The following is an 18,158-nucleotide window of genomic DNA, read 5'->3' as shown; positions in this document are numbered from 1 at the left end:
ATATCAAGGTTTGTATATGTTCCCCTTTCTAAGTAGGTACAATGAATCGACTGTCTAAGCTTAGGGCATGACGATATTCAACTGTAACGGCTAAGTAAATATTCCACTGTTTCAAATAGATTCTGCTTACTAGATCCTTTTACAAGAATGGTTGTTCCTGGTTCGATGGCCTCCAAAAGATCTTCGTGGAGATTTTTTCTATATAATCCTGTATAATGCTTTGCTTTATCTTTGACCATCCCTGCCGACAAAGCACCTTCCGTAATATAACGCGAAAAGTTTCCATACGTAAATAATTCATCAACTTTTTTGTTCGCCACATATTTACCAACATCTTTATGGTCCTTTTCCATTCGATCACCAAGCTCGCTCATACTTCCTAGTACAGCAATTCTTTTGTTTTTTCCTACATGCATTAAGACATCGATGGCAGCCTTGACTGCAGGCGGATGAGAGTGCACAGTATCATCAATCACAGTAATACCATCTTTCAAATGAAATAAATTCAATCGATGATCTGGCTTGAGGATGAAGTTTAAACCATTTTGCATGTCTTGGGGTGGAAATCCTAAAAGATCCGCTACTGCAATAGCAAATAATGCATTGTATATATTGTGTTGTCCGTATACTGGAATTTTAAACAAATATTTTGTTCCCTTTAATTTTACGGTAAACTCCATTCCTTCTTTTCCATAGCGAATTTGCTGGGCTTTATAATTTCCGGATGTTTCTATACCGACGGTAATGATTTTGCCTTTAAATGCAGAGGTGTATAGCATTTTAGAGTTTTTATCATCTCGGTTTAAGAACAATACACCATCCTGGTCCATTCCTTTTATAATTTCAGACTTTGCAGCAACCAGTTTTTCAAGTTTCCCATCAAAATTTCCAATATGGGCAGATCCAACGTTGGTGATAATTGAAATATTAGGCTGAATGATAGAACAATGTTCTGTAATTTGGCCAGCGAAGCCCATCCCATATTCTAATACAGTAGCCCGATGAATTGGTCCTATCTTTTCTTTATGATTTGGAGTATTTTCTGTCGTATTTTGATAATCGCTCGATTCATAAATAATCCATTGTTCTCTTAAGATGGAACTTACCATTGATTTTACGGTAGTTTTACCAGCACTACCTGTTATAGCAATTTTAGGTTTCACTTTCTTAAAATTGATTGTCATTCAAGGACCCCCTTCTTCTCTGAGAACAGGAGAGCTTTTTTGAGATGCTTTCTTACAAAATCAGCTTCATTTACTTTCCATTGAACTTCATCCACCCAGACTTTCTGTAGATCATCCATTTTTAAATATAGAGAAAACTCATCAACCACTGCGTATTTTTTATCTAGCCTTTGAAGAAATTGATGGCAAAAGGTCTGAAGCATATTTTTAGTCACGTTAAAATTAATGAGAAAACTGCGCTTTAAAAACGAGTCGATATTCTCATTAGCTAAATACTGATGATTTCTTAAATAAAACCTTGGAACTATTTTTTTAATCCCCCATTGATTACGATTTTCTTTCTGAAGACTAACTTTAAAATCAAAAAACTCTCCCTCTTTAGTCCTGCATAGAAGATGCGGCTGAACAATATGCTGTTCTTGCCTTTGTAACTCAATGACTAACTGTTTTAATTCTTCTCTGCTTTTCTCTTTCGTTTTTTCTCCACCAGTCACAAAATAACGATTCCCTTTCTGTTCAATTACATATTGTTTTAAACCGATAGTAGGCTTAATTACTAATTTCCTATATTCTTTAAGCATTCTAAAAAAATGTCCGGATGATTTAATTTTTTCAGAGGGAATCAACTCATTATGAAATTCACCATGTTGAAGCCTCTCATAGATAGTCCATTTATCCTTTACTAAATAACCCTCAATTGAGGATGGAGTTATTAATTTCCTCCTTAGTAAGTTCTCTTTTTCAATAAGCCTGTCATCCACTACTATTATATTATTTGGAAAAGAGGATTGCTTCTTACGCCACTTTACATCGTCATAGACATAGCCTTTTATTGTCTTAGTTTCCCAGTTCACAGATTCGCTGGAAAAAAAAATAACTTCTGCACCTAGATTTCTAGCCTCGGTGGCATACAATTGATAAAGCTCCTCCTTTAAAAGATTTCCTTTCGGATATAGCATCCAAATTTTTTTCATTCAATTCACCTCTTATAAGTTTAATCTTGTTATTATTTAATTCCATTCAGCATTAATATCCTGTCTATCAAGCCCATCAGTTCGTGCTTGAGGATTTAATAAGAATAATAACCTCTTTATCCAGAATTTGAACCATTCTTTCATTAGTTAACATTTTGAATCCACTTATCAAAATCGCCTTTAAATCACCCTCAATTCGAAGCATTTTATAGTCTATTCGAGAGTAAGTGATCGGAATAGATAAATGTCCAATAGCAATGATCTATTTATAGTAGTTAATTCTAAAATAAAGACGAATGTTTAAATGAAGGATACTATCCGTAGCAGGTAAAGGTAAAAAAGGTTCAAGAACAATTTAGAATTGTTCTTGAACCTTTTATGTAATAACTTTAATTTTAATCAAATAATGCTTCCTTTTCAGGGGTCCGCAAAAATTCAAAGAGAATATTAATTGTGACTCGGTATTTCTATTAGATTAGAGCGTACTTGAACGTATTTACATTGATTGTGTAGCCGATAATAAGTATTGAGAAATTCAACATGTTTATCTTGGTCGATCACAGCCGAGTTTGATAGCTCATTTTCTAAAGCTTTCGCAAATATTGTTCTCCCACTATGAGTCATACCTACTGTCATTACCAGTAATCTACTCATTTAATTATCTACCTTTTTATAAATTCGTCTTCTAATTTTACATCTCTTAAATATAATCTACTTGTTTAATCCTTGAATTCCCCTCGCGTGTTTTTTCTCTTCTCTTTTCAAAATTCTCTCAAAATTAGTTAACTTTCAAGTCAATTTTTTCTTCATATTCCCCTGTTTCAGTCTGCCATTTAATTTCAATATAAGTATGATTTAACTCAATAACTACTTCATCTTTAGTTGGAGGATGGTTAGTTGCCCCCATCCCAAACGATATAGCGGTTTGTTTTTCTTGAGGATAAAGTTCCCCGCCCCGCCCTCCGAGGCCAGTAATTACCTTATAAGTGACATATATAAGTTCTTCATCTCCTGTATATTCAATTCCTCCTCTATCATAGAGTTCTGAATCGGTCACTTCGTATATCATATGTGCTTTCCAATATTCTCCTTCGCCAGTAGCTTTAACTGTTTCCTGTCTAGAACAACTTGTTAATAAAATGAAGAATATTAAATATAATAAATTTATTCTATACATAAAATCCTCCTTTCTACCGCATAGTCCTTCATAATGCTTTAATTAATAAATTGGATTATTTTTCATTAATTGTAACATTAAATCCACACAAAAACTCTTTTCTTATTGGGATAACTTGCCTCGTAAGCTAAAGCAGGAATATTAGCATGCTCTAATTTCATAGATTAATTTTAGTAAGAGGTAATAAATATTGAACTACTTAGCTTGTGAAAACAGCTATAAATATTGATTTAAATCGGAGGTGAAACATGGGGGCTATTAATGGAAAAGATTATATTGACCGATTAAATCAGCTAAATAATGAAATTTGGTACGACGGTGAAAAAATTGAGGGGTTGCTCTCTGAACAACCAGCCTTCAAGGGACTTATTCAGTCAAAAGCGGCTCTTTATGATTTGCAGCATGACCCAAAACTAAAAGATGAGATGACTTTTATTTCCCCAGTATCAGGTGAACTTATTGGCCTTTCCTATTTACAACCAAAAACGAAAGATGACTTAATAAAAAGAAGAAAGATGAGTGAACATTGGGCTAGGTATTCAGGAGGCATCATGGGAAGAAGCCCAGATTATTTGAATACGGTATTAATGAGCTTTGCCTCTTCAGCATCCTTTTTAAAAAATAAAGACAAATGTTTTCCAAATAATCTGCAAGCATTTTATGAATTGGCCAGGGAAAATGACCTGTCGTTTACTCATACCTTTATTTCTCCACAAGTGAATCGTTCTTATATCTACTTCGAAGAAACCGATGAGCCAATTGCCGCAAAAGTTATTGATAAAAATGAAGAAGGAATCATCATTAAAGGCGCCCGTCTTCTTGCTACTCAAGGGGGTTTAACAGATGAAGTATTAGTATTTAGCGTTGGGAAATTTCTGTTTAATGAAGATGAAGCTTTTGCTTTTTCGATTCCTTCTAATACAAAAGGAATAAAGTTTATTTGTAGGGACACATTCATAGGAGGACAATCCTCTTTTAATCATCCATTAAGCTCGCGGTTCGAAGAAATGGATTCTATCGTTGTCTTTGACAATGTATTAGTACCTTGGAATAGGGTATTTTATTACAATAATGCGGAAGTGGCAGAAGCTTTCCCAATTCAAAGCTCTTTCCATCCCTTTACTAAGCACCAAGTATTGAATAGACAAATTGTAAAAACAGAGTTCATCTTAGGTATCGCCGAGCTTCTTATCGAAACGATTAATATTAGCGAGTATCAGCATATTCAAGAAAAGATGTCAGAAATTATCATTGGTCTAGAAACAATGAAAGCCTTATTAGAAAAATCAGAGAATAATGCAAAATTAGATGAATGGGGATATATGCGTCCAGAAATGTTCCCGCTTCAAGTTGCTGGTAACATCTTCCCTAAAATATATCCTCGTTTCACTGAAATTATTCAGTTAATCGGAGCTAGTGGAATGATTACATTGCCAACCGAAAAAGCATTTCAATCTAGTATTAGAAATGACTTAGATATCTATCTTCAAGGAGCAACTAAGACCGCAGAGGAACGTGTAAGAATATTTCGTTTAGCATGGGATCTAACAATGAGTTCATTCGGTACAAGACAAACCCAATATGAGCGATATTTTTTTGGTGACCCGATTCGATTATCAAGCGATTTATATAAGAAATATCCCAAAAATGAATATGTAAAGGTAATTAGTAATTTCTTAAATCTAAAAAAAGAAGAGTAACAGAAATTCAATTATTGTTTACAGTGTTACACCACAGAGTCTGAAAATAATTAGGTAGCGTCAATATTGATAGTGACCTTAACCCTTAATACAGTCTACCGTAATTCATAGTCTTATTAATTATCGCTTTTCTCTTTTTTTTGAAGAATTTTATTTCCATGTAATAATGACCCTCTAGAGAATGTAATTCTTCTCTAGAGGTTTTATATTATTCTGTCCCCTTAGTTGAAGAAGAATTTCAAAACAGCTGAAAACTTATCTATTCATTGAATAACCATTCGAATCCAGTTAGTTTCATCATGCTTAACCAGCTCTCTACCTTAAAACAATCCCTGATTTTATTTCATCCAAATTATCCTGAAAAAACTCCTTCGTCTCTGCTAGCTTCAGAAGTTCATCTACTTCATCAATTTTCACAAACGCAACTTCACTAATCTCCTCCGTTTTTGGTTGTAACTTGACCCTATCACCCAAAACTCCAAGAGAAACATATGAGTGACTTGCCGTTCGAAACCTAACTTTACTTTCATAGCAGCTGGAAATTCAAATTCAAGCGTTCCTAATTCACCTATAACTCGAAAGTTTCTCGTCCCGGTTTCCTCATCGAGCCCCCTGAATAACACTTCCTGAATATCCAGGTCCTCTCTTTTTACTCCTCCCTTCGGAAAATCCCATTCGGGTTTAACCCCATCGGCTTTTCCGTGTCCATGACTTTTCCTTTTTTCACTAACAGGATGGTATCATCTGATTTAATAATGCCACCTACAGCATATCGAATCATAGCTTCACCTTTTCTTTTTCAATGTTTTGGAAGACAGTGCAAAATTACAATGTTTTGTTGTTATTGCCGATCCACTGATACTTTTTTTCTTAAACCACCATCATCCCGTATTTCAAACTTCCCAATTTTTCCTGGTTCAGAAAGAATAGCGACACCTTTTACTTCGTGTTGTGAAACTTCACCTGCGTTACTCGTATATTCTACTTGAGCGGTAAAATCATAAAACTTGGGTGTATTATTATTTTCACTTTTAGTTACTTGTATATTACTAACTGTCATTTCGTACCGAACATTTTCGCCAAAGCCTAAATAACCATAATGATAATTAAAAGCAATAGCATTAGAAATAAGCTTATCAAAAGCATAATCCATAAAGTAAGGTCCATACATTTTTTTCACTAAATCCTCGTAGGCGCGCCATTCATCTGAGACCCCCGACTCTTCGACTCCATTTACTTCATTAGCTTCAGGTGTGTGGCTGCCTATTTCAGTCATTTTTTTATCGATATTTTTGACAATAACCAAATATTCTTTGTTCGGAACCGTAAATTCCGATTCAAGAACAGCTTGGACTGCTTCTCTATTTTTATCTTCTAATGAAACATCCACTTCTTCTTGGTGTTCAGAATTTTTTTCCGAACAGCCCACAAACAGAAAGCACGAGCTAATCAAGAATAAGGTGCCTCCTATTTTTTTGATCTTTTCAATATACATACTAATCCCCCCTAATAATTAGTCTAACGTTAAAATTATTATCCTTTGTTAATTGTAATACGTTACGAAATACTAAAAAGTTCAATTTTTCTATTTTTATTACTCATTCTCGTGAAGCCCACTGGCTCCCTATTTATAAAATTAATATTGTTATTTCAAATTAATTAACCAAAATAAAAAAAGCACCGCTTCTGATACAAATCTTATGACAGATTTGCTACCAATTGCGGTACTTTTAGTTATACATATTTATTGACATTTTGCAGTTTTGTACTTCATAACTGAAACCAGTTACGCCCCAGCTACCCTTTTAAAACTTAAACACCCATCCTATCTCATTCCTTCGGCATCTTGCTCATATCCATAAACAACACATTCCACCGATGCCCATCCAAATCAGTAAAACCGCAACCGTACATCCATCCTTGTGTCTCTGAAGGCTCTCCAAATAATGACCCACCTGCCTCTACTGCATTCTTTGCCATTATGTCTACTTCTTCTCTACTGTCAGCATCAACGGATAGCAATACTTCCGTAGCTTGATTTGTATCAACAATTGGATGTCTAGTAAAGCTTTTGAAAGTAGACTCTGGAAAAAGCATGACAGTAACGTTATTATCCCCAATGATTAATTGCGCTTGATCGCCATTGCCAAATTGCTCATTAATAGAAAATCCAACTTTTCTATAAAATTCTTTTGATTTTTTGATGTCTTTTACCGGCAAGTTAATCCAAAATTGTTTTAGCATCATTATTTCTCCTTTATTAGTTCGTTTTTGTAAGGCTATTCAAATATTTTCGATTGCGATTTACATTACAATTATAAATTACTATAAAATATTGGGTTCACTACTTCTTGGATCAACACTCTTGTTAGTGGAACAAGTTGGGATCGTTCTTACTTTAGGTTAAAAATACCCTTCCCAGTTTCTATATTTATTGGTAATGATGAATGTTCATGTATAATAGCCCAAGATTCATTTACTTTTTTTAAACAAAACGTGAATCTATTTGTCATCTGACGAATTATTTCCCCTGATTTGTTTTGAGCGGCAAACTTAACAGCACAGCGAACAAAAGCCATATTTGAACTTTCCTCCACTACTAAATCATTAAAATCTACTTGGAGTGAAACTCCTTCTTCACTTAACCCTTTAAACCATTCATTCACCATTTCCCGCCATTTTGAAATACCGATGCTTTCCCAGTTTTCCCAGCTATCATAAATATGTATATCAGACGCGTAGGAAGATAAAAATCTCTCAACATCTTTCTCGTAAATGGCGGATTTGTAATTTTCCAAAACCTCTCGAACTTCACTAAATCTAGTCGTCATTAATCTATCCCCTTTATTGTAACCCAAAATTTATATGCATTTATTAGATTACATATTCTGTACGAACTACATTTTTTCCTTCTTCAAGGAATTGGTCTTGGGTTTGGCGAATTTAGTCTCGGTTACGCATGAATTGATCTCGTATTTCAGAATTTGGTCTCGGTTACCTGTAAATTGGTCTCACTCTGCCAATTAGTGTAAGTTGATATCTAACTAACCATCTAAATAAGTTTTTCGCCATTCTAGACGTTCTTTTTCATTTAATTGGTTTTCCAATTTTTCATCCCATTGATTCAGCAAAGTATTCCATACTCTAGCGTAGATGATGTCTTCTTCTTTGTTATAGAGGATAAATTCTATACAAGGCACATCTTCTATAAACAAATCGGTTGTCGAGACAATTTCTGAAATAACAGTTTGGACGTCTCCCTCTCCCTTGTCCATATCGTTTGCTTGAAGAGCATGAATGATAGACTCGTTTTCAAAAGTTGGTTCTTCATCTAAATAGTCTTCTTTTACGTATCGATAAATGTCGTGCTGTTCCTCGGGATCATCCTTTAATTCGCCTTTCAAAAATGTTTCATGGCAAGAACTGTATAGCACATTCTGAGATTCTGCTTCTTGCTCTTCTTCAAATACTCCATTTTTTAATTGTTGAAATCCTTTATCGGTTAATCTATATACGTTCTCACTTTTTTCAATAAGGCGAGTTTTCAACATGATTTCGATTAAATCTTGAATAAAGAGCTGCTCCACTAGTAATATTTCACTTAGTTTCTCTGCTTTTGCAATTTCCATTTTTTGAAAAGCAATTAGCATCATTTTCATCAGCACATCCATTTTCATCCGTTTCACAGTTGTAAATTCTACCTCAACAGAGTGAATAGGTATACTCCATGTAGCGGAATGCATGATATTTGCCTTAATATTTTGTTGCAGTTCTTTTTTTAATCGGTTCTCTAAATTACGCATTTTGTTATACCCCTAAATGGACTTTATTAGTTCGTAAACCGTTTTTATTTTTTACAATATCGAGCAATCTAGAATACATTTCTCTTGAGTCTTTCCGTTTTGTACGCTCTGTAAACATGTGAGAACTTCCTACAAGAACTAACAACTCCCTTGCTCGAGATAGCGCTACATTTAAACGTCGATAATCATTTGCAAACCCAATATCGCCATTACTATCCTTGTTATTCCGAACCATGCTCAACAAGATGACGTCCATTTCCATTCCTTGGAACTTATCAACAGTTCCAGTTCTGAAAGTTAAATGCTGCAAGTTCAGTTCTTGTTGAATCAATCTATCAATTCTCTTCACTTGTTCACCATAAAAACTAATAACTCCTATGCTTTTTCTTTCTTCCTGTTTCATTCTTCCTTCATTTTTAGCAGTTTCTGCTGCTTTATCTAAGTCAATTAATACTTCACGAATTTTATTTAGTTCTGCTTGGTTAAAACGACTTTTTCCGTCTTTGACTTTCTCTTCAAAGTACGAGGGTTCGTTTGGCATATCGATCCAAAGAAGATGATCACTTCTTTTTACATAAGTAGATTCTAGTAAATGGTCGCGCACAGAATCAGAATCTACTAAACCACATTGCAGTCGATAATTTTCTTCCTTATAAAATGGTGTAATTGTTTCCATAATACTTTCATGCATTCGATATTGAATGGCTAGCATTGTTTTATTGCTTTTTGGTAAGTTTTTAAATAGACGTTCAAATAGAGATTCTTTTAATAGCTTCTTCAATTCATCCTTTTCCTCGAAACTATCGCTCTCTTCTAATATTGCTTTGAGTGTTTCATCGAGCGTATCTTCTCCAACTAGAGGAGGAAGCTGATGATGGTCCCCTACTAAAATAATCTTCTTCCCTTTTAACATTGGTAAAAGTAATTCAGGTGGCGTGGCTTTCGATACCTCATCAATAATGACGACATCAAAAGTAGGGTAATTGTCCATAAACTCTTTTCTAGCGGATGCTACACAAGTTGTCCCAATTACGTTAGCATGTCTCACATAAAGTTTTCGAATTTCATCCAAATCATGATCGTTTGCCTCTTTTAATAAGGAAAACCATTCTTTTTGAAGAGAATGCGTAATTGGTAACAGGTCTATTTCTCGTTTAAGAGACTCTATCTTTTTTGAAGTAACTTTTAATTCAATTGATGTTTTTTGATGTTTTTCTTCCAGGTTCTGTTCTAATATTTCATCTAGAGATTTAACTTGCCTTTCCTGCTCTAGACCTTCTGTATTCAATCTCTTGCTTTCCTGTTCTTTTTCTTGAAGTGCTTTTGTATTCGTCTCCATTTGTTGAGCAGTCATTTCCGCTTCATCTTTTTTAAACTCAAGTTTGTTTACATATTGTTTAATCGCTTCTTCTGTTTTCTTTAAGCTATTGTTTGTATTTTCTTTTTGCTGTATTTCCAGTTGTAGACTATGTAGTGGTGGAATATTCTCTACATCTCCTATTTGCCTCTGAATCTCAACGCTTTTGGCTACTAACAAATCCAGCTTTTCTTTTTGGGTACCGCCCTTATCTTTCAGTTCATTTTTATCTCGTTCCATCTGTATAAAGGTTTTCTTGATTTGCTCCGCCAAGTCAACTTTAATCGTTTGAAACTTTTTAGTAGATTCCGACTTAGCATTATTCAAAATAATTCCTTGCTTCCAAACAAATTTCTTTCTTACATTTAAACCTTCTAAATATACTTCTAATTTTTCTATGTTTACTTCGCCGGAAGTTAGTAGTCGTTTCATACTATCGATGAATTGATGTATTTCTTTCACTGAATAAGAAGAATCAAAAATTATCCCTTGACTACTCACATTATTTTTTACATTTTCTAAAGGGATATGATTCTTTTTTAATAAACCTTCGATATATCCAATAGCAGATAAAAGTCGTTTATTTAGTTCATCCCAATCCTCAAAAGAACGAATTGTTTCTATTAAATGGTCCAATTCAGTTATTTGTCGTTCTAACAAAGGAGGTAGTGCTATTTCATTTTGGTTCATAAAACTTTTCAAAGAATCTAATTTTCGAATGGAAGGAATTTCATTATAAAACTGTTCTAAGCTATTTATTTTCATTTGAACTGTTTGATATTCATGTCTTGTTACATTTACTATCTCTTCTGAAGTTCTAATCTCTTCTACAGTTTGCTGATATAATAACTGAACTCTATTCGTTTCAATCTCTAAAGCTAATTGATTCATTTTTTCTATTAATTCTGTTCTCGGAGGATTAGAATGGATGAAATTTTCCATCTTGTCAATTTCAATCGTTAGCTCTTCGAAAGTTTTTTCTAGAGTCATTTGTGTATTTTCAAGCTCTTCTCGTTCTTTTTTCAGAAGAACTAAACTTTTTTTAAGCCTTTTTATCTTTTCTATTCTCGAAAAATATTCCAGCTTCGCTGCTTCTTTTTGCTTCACTTTTTCTTCTAATGAAATTAATTCTTTTTGAAGAGACTGCAATAATTCTTCACTGCTAGCTATTTCATCTTCTAGCTGCGTTGATTTAATGGAGTGGGATTCTATTTCACCATGTAATTCACTTAACGTTTGATCTTTCCAATATTGTCCTACATTATCTTCTATGAATTTCTTTCCTTCTTCTTCTATACTCTCTGTTCGACCAAACCTTAAAATACGTATGTCTTTATTCGAAAGTAATCTACTGAGGGCATTATCTACAGCTAAATTAGATTGGGAAGCTACTAAGGTACGTAATCCTGCTTTTGCATTCTGTTGACATATTTCTGAAATTACAGTTGTCTTTCCTGTACCAGGAGGACCTTGAATAACATATAAATCTTTGGCGGACATTGCCCCTACTACAGCTTCTTGTTGAAACTCATTTAACTGATTATGGAATTCTAATTCTTCACGATTATTTGTTATACGTATAGTGGGTCGATCCTCAAATAGAATCTTTTCGAGATTAGCATTTGCTGCTAGGCCATTTTGAAGGTCCTCGAATCCTTTTCGAAGTCTTCTAATTTGGCTAAGCGTAGCAAAGTTACTAAACACCGCTTCTTTCGATTTGGGGCTTAATTGATTTCTTCTAGCCATTTCCCGAAACTTTGGTTTAAGCTCGATTTCCACAATACTCTTGTTGCGATCAACTTTTAGAACATCACCAATGTCATTTTGAAAACCCTTCAAAGTCACACTAAGACTCTTTATCTTATTCCACTCGTTTCCATTTAAATTGCAACCAACAAGTGTCATTCTATTAAAGTCTTCATTTAAGATTATTCTTGAATAAGTAGTTGTAATGTCTGCAATATCCGCATTACGCTCTTGAATCTTCAAATACCCTTCCCAACTAGAGATACGCTTCTTTACATACTCAGATCGTTCCTCTGCAATAGGTAATTCACGAATTTTTGTATGTAACTGGATAGGAAAACCTGCCCCATTATTCCGAGCAGTTATGAATTTCAAATTTACCGGTAGACGTCTATTGGTCTGAACAGGAACTTTTGAGCCTCTTATATAAAAGCCTGTTGCAAGCAAGCCATCGTTTTGTAGAACGCATTCCATTACTGCAACCTTACCGTTTAGCTTTTCTGTTAGTCTCTCATTCTTTTCATTATCAAAGTAAAGGGAAAGCGATATATTCCCATGAGAATTAACTGGACGCTTTTCTATATAAATGTAAAAAGATTCTTCTATTTTAAAAAAGGCATGCTCATCTTTGGACCACTCTAGAATTCCTTTGCGAGCCTTATTTGTAATGATTAGATTGCAACGCATCGTTTCTAAATGGCTTAATTCTTTTCTCATAGACATGCCTCCCTTTATTTATATTTTGTTCAACTTATCTATGGTAGCATTTTTCAAGTAAATCTTGAATGTAGAAGTTTTCCACCAGTATTTTTTATAAAATGTGAATATTTAGTTAATTTAACATTGATATTTTATCCATAGTTTCATATGATTAACATACAGTTATGGACGGAATATTCCAAAAACTGATATAAATTCTAGTGGAGGTATGAAAAATGGCCAATAATTTAGAAAGCGTTTTCAACACAGCTAGTCCTAGTAACCTTAAAACTCATTCAAAGGTTGAAGAAGTAAACATTTATTCAAATACGTCTGAGGGGATAAATTACAGTGCTATTGCACAAAGTCCCGAGTTCAAAACATTAAAAAGAAAAAAAAATAAATTTATTTTACCTATCTCCATATTCTTTTTATTATCCTACATTTCCCTACCCATTTTGACCTCATATACTACTTTGTTGAATAACAATGCATTCGGTGATGTGGCATGGGTTTGGGTTTATGCAATTTCCCTTTTTGTTATGACTTGGGTGCTATGTATGATTTACGTTAGCAAAGCAAATGGCTTTGATAAAGAAGCCAATCAAATTGTTGAGAAAGAAAAGGCTGGTGGCTACGAATGAGTATATTAGGTTTATCGTTCTTTGTAGGGATTGTAGCATTAACATTATTTGTAACATATATAGCTTCTAAACGAACAAACTCTACAAGTGAGTTTTATACTGCAGGTGGTGGTTTATCTGGTTGGCAAAATGGTATAGCTATTGCTGGTGATTATCTATCTGCAGCCTCATTTTTAGGTATTGCTGGTGCGATCGCACTTTTCGGATTTGATGGTTTCTTCTATAGTATTGGTTATTTAGTAGCTTACTTGGTTGTGTTATATATTGTGGCAGAACCTTTACGAAACTTAGGTCGCTATACATTAGCAGATATGATTACCGCTCGATTCAATCAGAAGAAAATTCGTGGAGCAGCAGCTATTAGTACAATAACAATTGTTTTGTTCTACATGATTGCGCAACTGGTCGGTGCTGGTGCACTTATACAATTATTATTAGGTATCGATTATTGGATTGCTGTATTAATTGTTGGTGTTATGATGACCATTTATGTGTTATGGGGTGGTATGGCTGCAACTAGTTGGGTACAAATTATTAAAGCTGTATTATTAATGATTGGAACAGTCATTATCTCTTTTTTAGTTTTATGGAAATTCAACTTCAATATCTTGGGTATGTTCACAGAAATGAAGGGTGCAACAGCACACGGTGAAGCTTATTTACATCCCGGTGTTAAATACACGAATGGTTTAGACACTTTATCGATAATGATTGCTTTAGTGTTAGGTACTGCTGGATTGCCACATATATTAATGCGATTCTTTACCGTGAAAGATGCAAAAACGGCACGTAGCTCGGTTGTTTATGCAACATGGATTGTAGGAATTTTCTACGTTTTGACTATTTTCTTAGGTTTTGGTGCAGCATTTGTAAAACCTGAAACAATTATTGCAGCTAATCCAGCTGGCAACATGGCCGCTCCTCTTCTTGCGCAAGCACTAGGTGGTGATATTCTCATGTCATTCGTGTCAGCAGTTGCTTTCGCAACCATCCTTGCAGTAGTTGCAGGACTAGTATTATCGGGAGCATCTGCATTTGCGCACGATCTTTATGGACAAATCTTTAAAAAAGGAAAAGTAACAGATAAAGAACAAATGAGAGCTGCTCGTGTTGCTGCTGTTGCTGTATCTGTATTTTCCATTATCTTAGCATTAGGTGCACAAAGTATGAATGTAGCATTTTTAGTTTCTCTAGCTTTCTGTATTGCTGCAAGTGCGAATTTACCAGTTATAATTTATACGATTTATTGGAAAAATTTCAATACAACTGGAGCTTTAACTGCAATTATCGGTGGTCTTGTAACCGCGCTTGTACTAGTAGTATTAAGTCCAAATTTATGGTCTACTAATGGAGCAATGTTGTTTACAGGAGAAGCAATTTTCCCATTAACAAATCCTGCAATCATCTCTGTACCAGCTGGGTTCATAGGAGGATGGGTAGGTTCGCTCATCGGAGCTCGTGCTGATCAGAAAAAGTATGCAGAAGTAGATGTCAAAGCAAATATAGGTCTAAAATAAATAAAAGCGAAGAGCTAAAAACTCTTCGCTTTTATCATTAGGTGGAGAAAAATCAAAAACTACGGTCGGCCATTATCCCTTCCTAAAAAAGAAATAATTGCTTCGTTTATTAAATATGCCCCTAGTTTTACAGTACGATTGTTTTCATCCAATTGTGGACTTACTTCTGAAATATCAAAGGATAACGTTTTTTTATTGGTAGTAACTCTTCGTATAATGGATCGTACAACGCTTGGATCCAACCCAAATGGTGATGAAGCGCTTACTCCGGGTGCAAATGCAGCATTAAGTACATCTGTGCACAAAGTTAACATAATATAATCTTGTTGGTTGATAAAATCATTGATTTTTGCGTTTACATTATCCATTTCACCTATATGCATACTTTCTTCCAGAATATAAGTAACTCCCAATTCATCAGCTCGGTCAAATAATTCTTGTGTATTTCCATAACGTTGAATACCTGCTACAAAATAGCTACTATTTTCATCCTGATCGAGTATTTGTTTAAACATCGTGCCAGAAGAAGTTTGTTCATCATATGAACGTAAGTCAAAGTGGGCATCTATATTAATAATCCCGAGTTTCGCTTGTTTGCCAATATAGTTTCGAACACCAAGATAATGTCCATAAGCGGTTTCATGTCCTCCACCAAGAATGATTGGTGTCATTTTTTTACTCAAAATTTTAGTGACAACTTCGCCAAGGTTTTCCTGTGCTTTTTCTAAATTTTCATCAATACATGCAATTGTTCCAATGTCTGCAAGATTCTTTTGCAGAGGCAATTTCCATGGTAGTTTAGCTAATTCTGAACGTAGTGCATTAGGAGCTTTTGCCGCACCAATAATTCCTTTGTTTCGTCGTACTCCCTCTTCACTCTCAAAACCTATAATGACACATGTTTCCCCATTAGAGTTGTAATCTTCTATATTAGGTAACTGTATTATTTGGTGATACCGAAAACTCGATCTATTTTCAAGATGATCGGTCCGACCCGACCAAATGCCTTCTTTCACTTCGTTAATCAAGCTACTCATCCTTTCAGAACTATTAAAATCTAAATCTATATTTTCTAAATTATATAGGAATGTATGTAAAATTTCTAACAACTTTTCAAATAGAATTTTTTATATTGAAGAAAGTGAAAGAGCTCTTTAGCGCACCCTGTCATCATCAATTCCCTAGTGCTTTTGAGGAACTTTCACTATTAAAGAAGAACTTTATGGAGGATCTAGATGCGGATATTTTTCCGTCGCTCTCTTGAAATATGTAGAGACATCCAATTATAAAACGTCATAAAAAAACACCCTCACCATTCCTGGTAAGAGTGCTCTATAAACATTGCTATAATAGTTTTTTTAGGTAAGCCGCCTTTGCCGTACTCTAATAAGAAAGTTTTAAACCACCACTTCTCAAAGTGGGTGTTCGCAAAAGTTATCCTGCTTGTCCTCATTGTCAAAAGAGAATGAAGCATGTCATTCCAACTTCTATATAAAACTCCCTGTTACAGCATAAAGGTTAAAACTTAATATCTATACGTACAATGCAGCCTATGTGTATATAATATACCCATCTCAGCTATTTATCAACGGTAATTGCTTCCACATTGCAACATATTTTAATGAGCATCGGGGAATACTCTTTTTATTGTATCGGAGAACTCTTTAAAAAATCCTGATACTGGTTCGTTTGCTCTGATTTTTTCTCCGTATTCAGTAAATTGTTTTGCTAAGTCTGGGTTCGTTGACACATATACATTGTTAAAGTTAGCATTTGTTGCCCGAGCTTGATCCGCAATCTTAGTCTCTAGCGCCTCACTATCATTAACGTCTTTTTTAAGTGTTACAGCGACATACGCATTTTTATTTGTTACGATCACGCTTGCACTTTCCACTTCTTTCATTTCTGTAATTTTGGTAGCAACGTCATCCGCCAATTCCAACTTATCAGTGTTATTTTGATTTACATCCGTATTAGTCACTGTTTCTTTAGTGGTCGTGGTTGCAGATGAACCAACAGGTGTTTCTGTAGTAGGGGTATTATTTGCAGTCTTGTGTGTTCCACACCCCACTAGTGAACTAATTAGAAGCAAAGTAATAGATATTTGTATTATTTTACCCAATTGAAAAATCCTCCCTTTATCTCAATGAGGTTAGCATTACCTGTTTTGTCACTTTTATTCATAGATACGCTGTAATATTTGTAATCAAACTGTAAATTACATCTTTGAACCTAATAACGCCAAGGATTTAGGTCATCTTAGGTTGTTCAGTGGAATAACTTTCCTCCAGTCCTTCTACTTTTTACATGCTAAAATCGGTGCAAGTAATAAAAAACAATTCAGGAGGTATTCGATGAAAAAACGTTTCGTTGCAACTACACTATCAGTCGTAATTGGTTTTAGTACACTAGGAATTACTCCTGCGGCTATTCACCCAATAAAAGCTTCGGCTGCAACAATTAATACGCAGAATAACCAACAAGCAGTAGAAACAAAGGCTAATCAATTAATTCAAACTGCGAAGAGTTTAATAGGGAAGGCTACTTACAGTAATACAGAGATCAAATCAACTTACCCATACAAATTTTCATGCGCAAGTTTTATGATGTACATTTTCGAAAAAAATGGAGTAGATCTTGGTACGCATAACGAAGATTATATGGTACAACAAGGATCTTATGTTCCTAGAGATCAACTACAAAAAGGGGATTTACTCTTCTTTAAAAATAAAACTACAGGCACCGATCCAGATCATGTTGCGATGTATATCGGCGACAACAAAGTAATACACATGGCTGACTCTAAACAAAATATTGTCATTTCAGACCTAAATAGTAAGCCATATTATACGGATAAATATGTAACTGCACGTAGAGTCTTACCAACTCTACTCCCATCTAATCCAGCAACTAAAGGGGATAAAATTGCTACAAAAGCATATAGTTTAGTTAGTAAAGCGAAAATGGGTAGCGTCTACAATGCATCATCATTAAATTTTACGACCACTGGTTTTGTTGACTACGTGTATAAATCAAATGGGGTAAATTTAGGTGCAACCAATTTGAAGGAACTAATGAACAAAGGTACAACTGTTTCTCGCTCAAACTTAAAGAAAGGTGATTTGATCTTTTTCAATAGTGTCCAAGGATCAAAAACACCATCTATGGTAGGAATCTACACTGGTGATTATCGAATCATCATTCCAAATTCGAGCGGAGTATTATCAAGAGTTCTATTTGTTGATTACTATAATCAGCATTATTTAACAGCAAAACGTGTTTTATAAGTAAGTTCATAAGACATGCGCAAAGCGTCCGCCTGCAGCGGAAATCAAAATGTTATACCATCAAAATTTA

At 34.5% G+C, this 18,158-nt stretch carries 18 protein-coding genes and 1 other RNA gene; 4 read left to right on the top strand and 15 right to left on the bottom strand.

Features of this window, described 5'->3' with window-relative positions; all coding sequences use genetic code 11:
* Positions 1–77: 77 nt before the first annotated feature.
* The 4 genes from ACFVR1_RS17690 to ACFVR1_RS17675 all read right to left on the bottom strand — a co-directional run bounded on the left by ACFVR1_RS17690 (position 78) and on the right by ACFVR1_RS17675 (position 3,335).
* Complete coding sequence (locus ACFVR1_RS17690) at positions 78–1,184, bottom strand: UDP-N-acetylmuramoyl-tripeptide--D-alanyl-D-alanine ligase (RefSeq protein WP_387585919.1); 1,107 nt, start codon at positions 1,182–1,184, stop codon at positions 78–80.
* The gene (locus ACFVR1_RS17685; protein WP_387585918.1) at positions 1,181–2,158 is read right to left on the bottom strand and encodes a YheC/YheD family protein; all 978 of its coding nucleotides are present in this window, start codon (positions 2,156–2,158) and stop codon (positions 1,181–1,183) included. The genes ACFVR1_RS17690 and ACFVR1_RS17685 overlap by 4 nt, the downstream gene beginning before the upstream one ends.
* A gap of 447 nt (positions 2,159–2,605) precedes the next feature.
* A complete protein-coding gene (locus tag ACFVR1_RS17680; protein ID WP_387585916.1) occupies positions 2,606–2,812 on the bottom strand; it encodes a hypothetical protein in 207 nt (68 codons plus the stop codon).
* 124 nt (positions 2,813–2,936) lie between these two features.
* Positions 2,937–3,335, bottom strand: coding sequence for a hypothetical protein (locus ACFVR1_RS17675; protein ID WP_387585914.1), 399 nt, complete (start codon positions 3,333–3,335; stop codon positions 2,937–2,939).
* 248 nt (positions 3,336–3,583) lie between these two features.
* Between ACFVR1_RS17675 and hpaB the strand changes: the two genes are divergently transcribed.
* Positions 3,584–5,035: a 4-hydroxyphenylacetate 3-monooxygenase, oxygenase component gene (gene hpaB / locus ACFVR1_RS17670; protein ID WP_387585912.1), complete on the top strand. Its 1,452-nt coding sequence runs from the start codon at positions 3,584–3,586 to the stop codon at positions 5,033–5,035.
* A gap of 315 nt (positions 5,036–5,350) precedes the next feature.
* Here the strand turns inward: hpaB and ACFVR1_RS17665 are convergent, their stop codons facing one another.
* The 8 genes from ACFVR1_RS17665 to ACFVR1_RS17630 form a co-directional block, all read right to left on the bottom strand.
* On the bottom strand, positions 5,351–5,509 hold the full coding sequence (locus ACFVR1_RS17665; protein ID WP_387585911.1) for a hypothetical protein: 159 nt from the start codon (positions 5,507–5,509) through the stop codon (positions 5,351–5,353).
* Complete coding sequence (locus tag ACFVR1_RS17660; RefSeq protein ID WP_387585963.1) at positions 5,449–5,667, bottom strand: hypothetical protein; 219 nt, start codon at positions 5,665–5,667, stop codon at positions 5,449–5,451. The genes ACFVR1_RS17665 and ACFVR1_RS17660 overlap by 61 nt, the downstream gene beginning before the upstream one ends.
* 17 nt (positions 5,668–5,684) lie before the next feature.
* Positions 5,685–5,816, bottom strand: a complete 132-nt coding sequence (locus ACFVR1_RS17655) for a hypothetical protein (protein WP_387585909.1) — start codon at positions 5,814–5,816, stop codon at positions 5,685–5,687.
* A 60-nt stretch (positions 5,817–5,876) separates the two neighbouring features.
* Positions 5,877–6,530, bottom strand: coding sequence for a hypothetical protein (locus ACFVR1_RS17650; protein ID WP_387585908.1), 654 nt, complete (start codon positions 6,528–6,530; stop codon positions 5,877–5,879).
* A gap of 335 nt (positions 6,531–6,865) precedes the next feature.
* Positions 6,866–7,279 (bottom strand): VOC family protein, encoded by a 414-nt coding sequence (locus ACFVR1_RS17645; protein ID WP_387585906.1) that lies wholly within the window; start codon positions 7,277–7,279, stop codon positions 6,866–6,868.
* A 149-nt stretch (positions 7,280–7,428) separates the two neighbouring features.
* Positions 7,429–7,866 (bottom strand): YybH family protein, encoded by a 438-nt coding sequence (locus ACFVR1_RS17640; RefSeq protein ID WP_387585905.1) that lies wholly within the window; start codon positions 7,864–7,866, stop codon positions 7,429–7,431.
* Positions 7,867–8,079: 213 nt separating this feature from the next.
* Complete coding sequence (locus tag ACFVR1_RS17635) at positions 8,080–8,838, bottom strand: hypothetical protein (protein ID WP_387585903.1); 759 nt, start codon at positions 8,836–8,838, stop codon at positions 8,080–8,082.
* 4 nt (positions 8,839–8,842) lie between these two features.
* On the bottom strand, positions 8,843–12,658 hold the full coding sequence (locus tag ACFVR1_RS17630; RefSeq protein WP_387585901.1) for an AAA domain-containing protein: 3,816 nt from the start codon (positions 12,656–12,658) through the stop codon (positions 8,843–8,845).
* Positions 12,659–12,876: 218 nt separating this feature from the next.
* Here ACFVR1_RS17630 and ACFVR1_RS17625 point away from each other — a divergent pair, with 218 nt between their 5' ends.
* Positions 12,877–13,284, top strand: coding sequence for a DUF485 domain-containing protein (locus tag ACFVR1_RS17625; protein ID WP_387585900.1), 408 nt, complete (start codon positions 12,877–12,879; stop codon positions 13,282–13,284).
* On the top strand, positions 13,281–14,801 hold the full coding sequence (locus ACFVR1_RS17620) for a solute symporter family protein (RefSeq protein ID WP_387585899.1): 1,521 nt from the start codon (positions 13,281–13,283) through the stop codon (positions 14,799–14,801). Before ACFVR1_RS17625 ends, ACFVR1_RS17620 begins: the two co-directional genes overlap by 4 nt.
* A gap of 59 nt (positions 14,802–14,860) precedes the next feature.
* Here the strand turns inward: ACFVR1_RS17620 and hutG are convergent, their stop codons facing one another.
* The 3 genes from hutG to ACFVR1_RS17605 all read right to left on the bottom strand — a co-directional run bounded on the left by hutG (position 14,861) and on the right by ACFVR1_RS17605 (position 16,923).
* Positions 14,861–15,838, bottom strand: coding sequence for a formimidoylglutamase (gene hutG, locus ACFVR1_RS17615; RefSeq protein WP_387585897.1), 978 nt, complete (start codon positions 15,836–15,838; stop codon positions 14,861–14,863).
* 323 nt (positions 15,839–16,161) lie between these two features.
* A non-coding RNA gene (gene ssrS, locus ACFVR1_RS17610) (6S RNA) lies at positions 16,162–16,356 on the bottom strand.
* 63 nt (positions 16,357–16,419) lie between these two features.
* Entirely contained in the window at positions 16,420–16,923 is a 504-nt protein-coding gene (locus ACFVR1_RS17605) for a YhcN/YlaJ family sporulation lipoprotein (protein WP_387585896.1), read from the bottom strand.
* 232 nt (positions 16,924–17,155) lie between these two features.
* Between ACFVR1_RS17605 and ACFVR1_RS17600 the strand changes: the two genes are divergently transcribed.
* Positions 17,156–18,088 carry a C40 family peptidase gene (locus ACFVR1_RS17600; RefSeq protein ID WP_387585893.1) on the top strand — a complete coding sequence of 311 codons (933 nt, stop codon included), beginning with the start codon at positions 17,156–17,158 and terminating at the stop codon, positions 18,086–18,088.
* Positions 18,089–18,158 lie beyond the last annotated feature (70 nt).

This window comes from Psychrobacillus sp. NPDC058041 (genome assembly GCF_042885655.1).
GTDB lineage: Bacteria > Bacillota > Bacilli > Bacillales_A > Planococcaceae > Psychrobacillus.
This window is presented reverse-complemented; position numbering and strand designations above follow the sequence as displayed.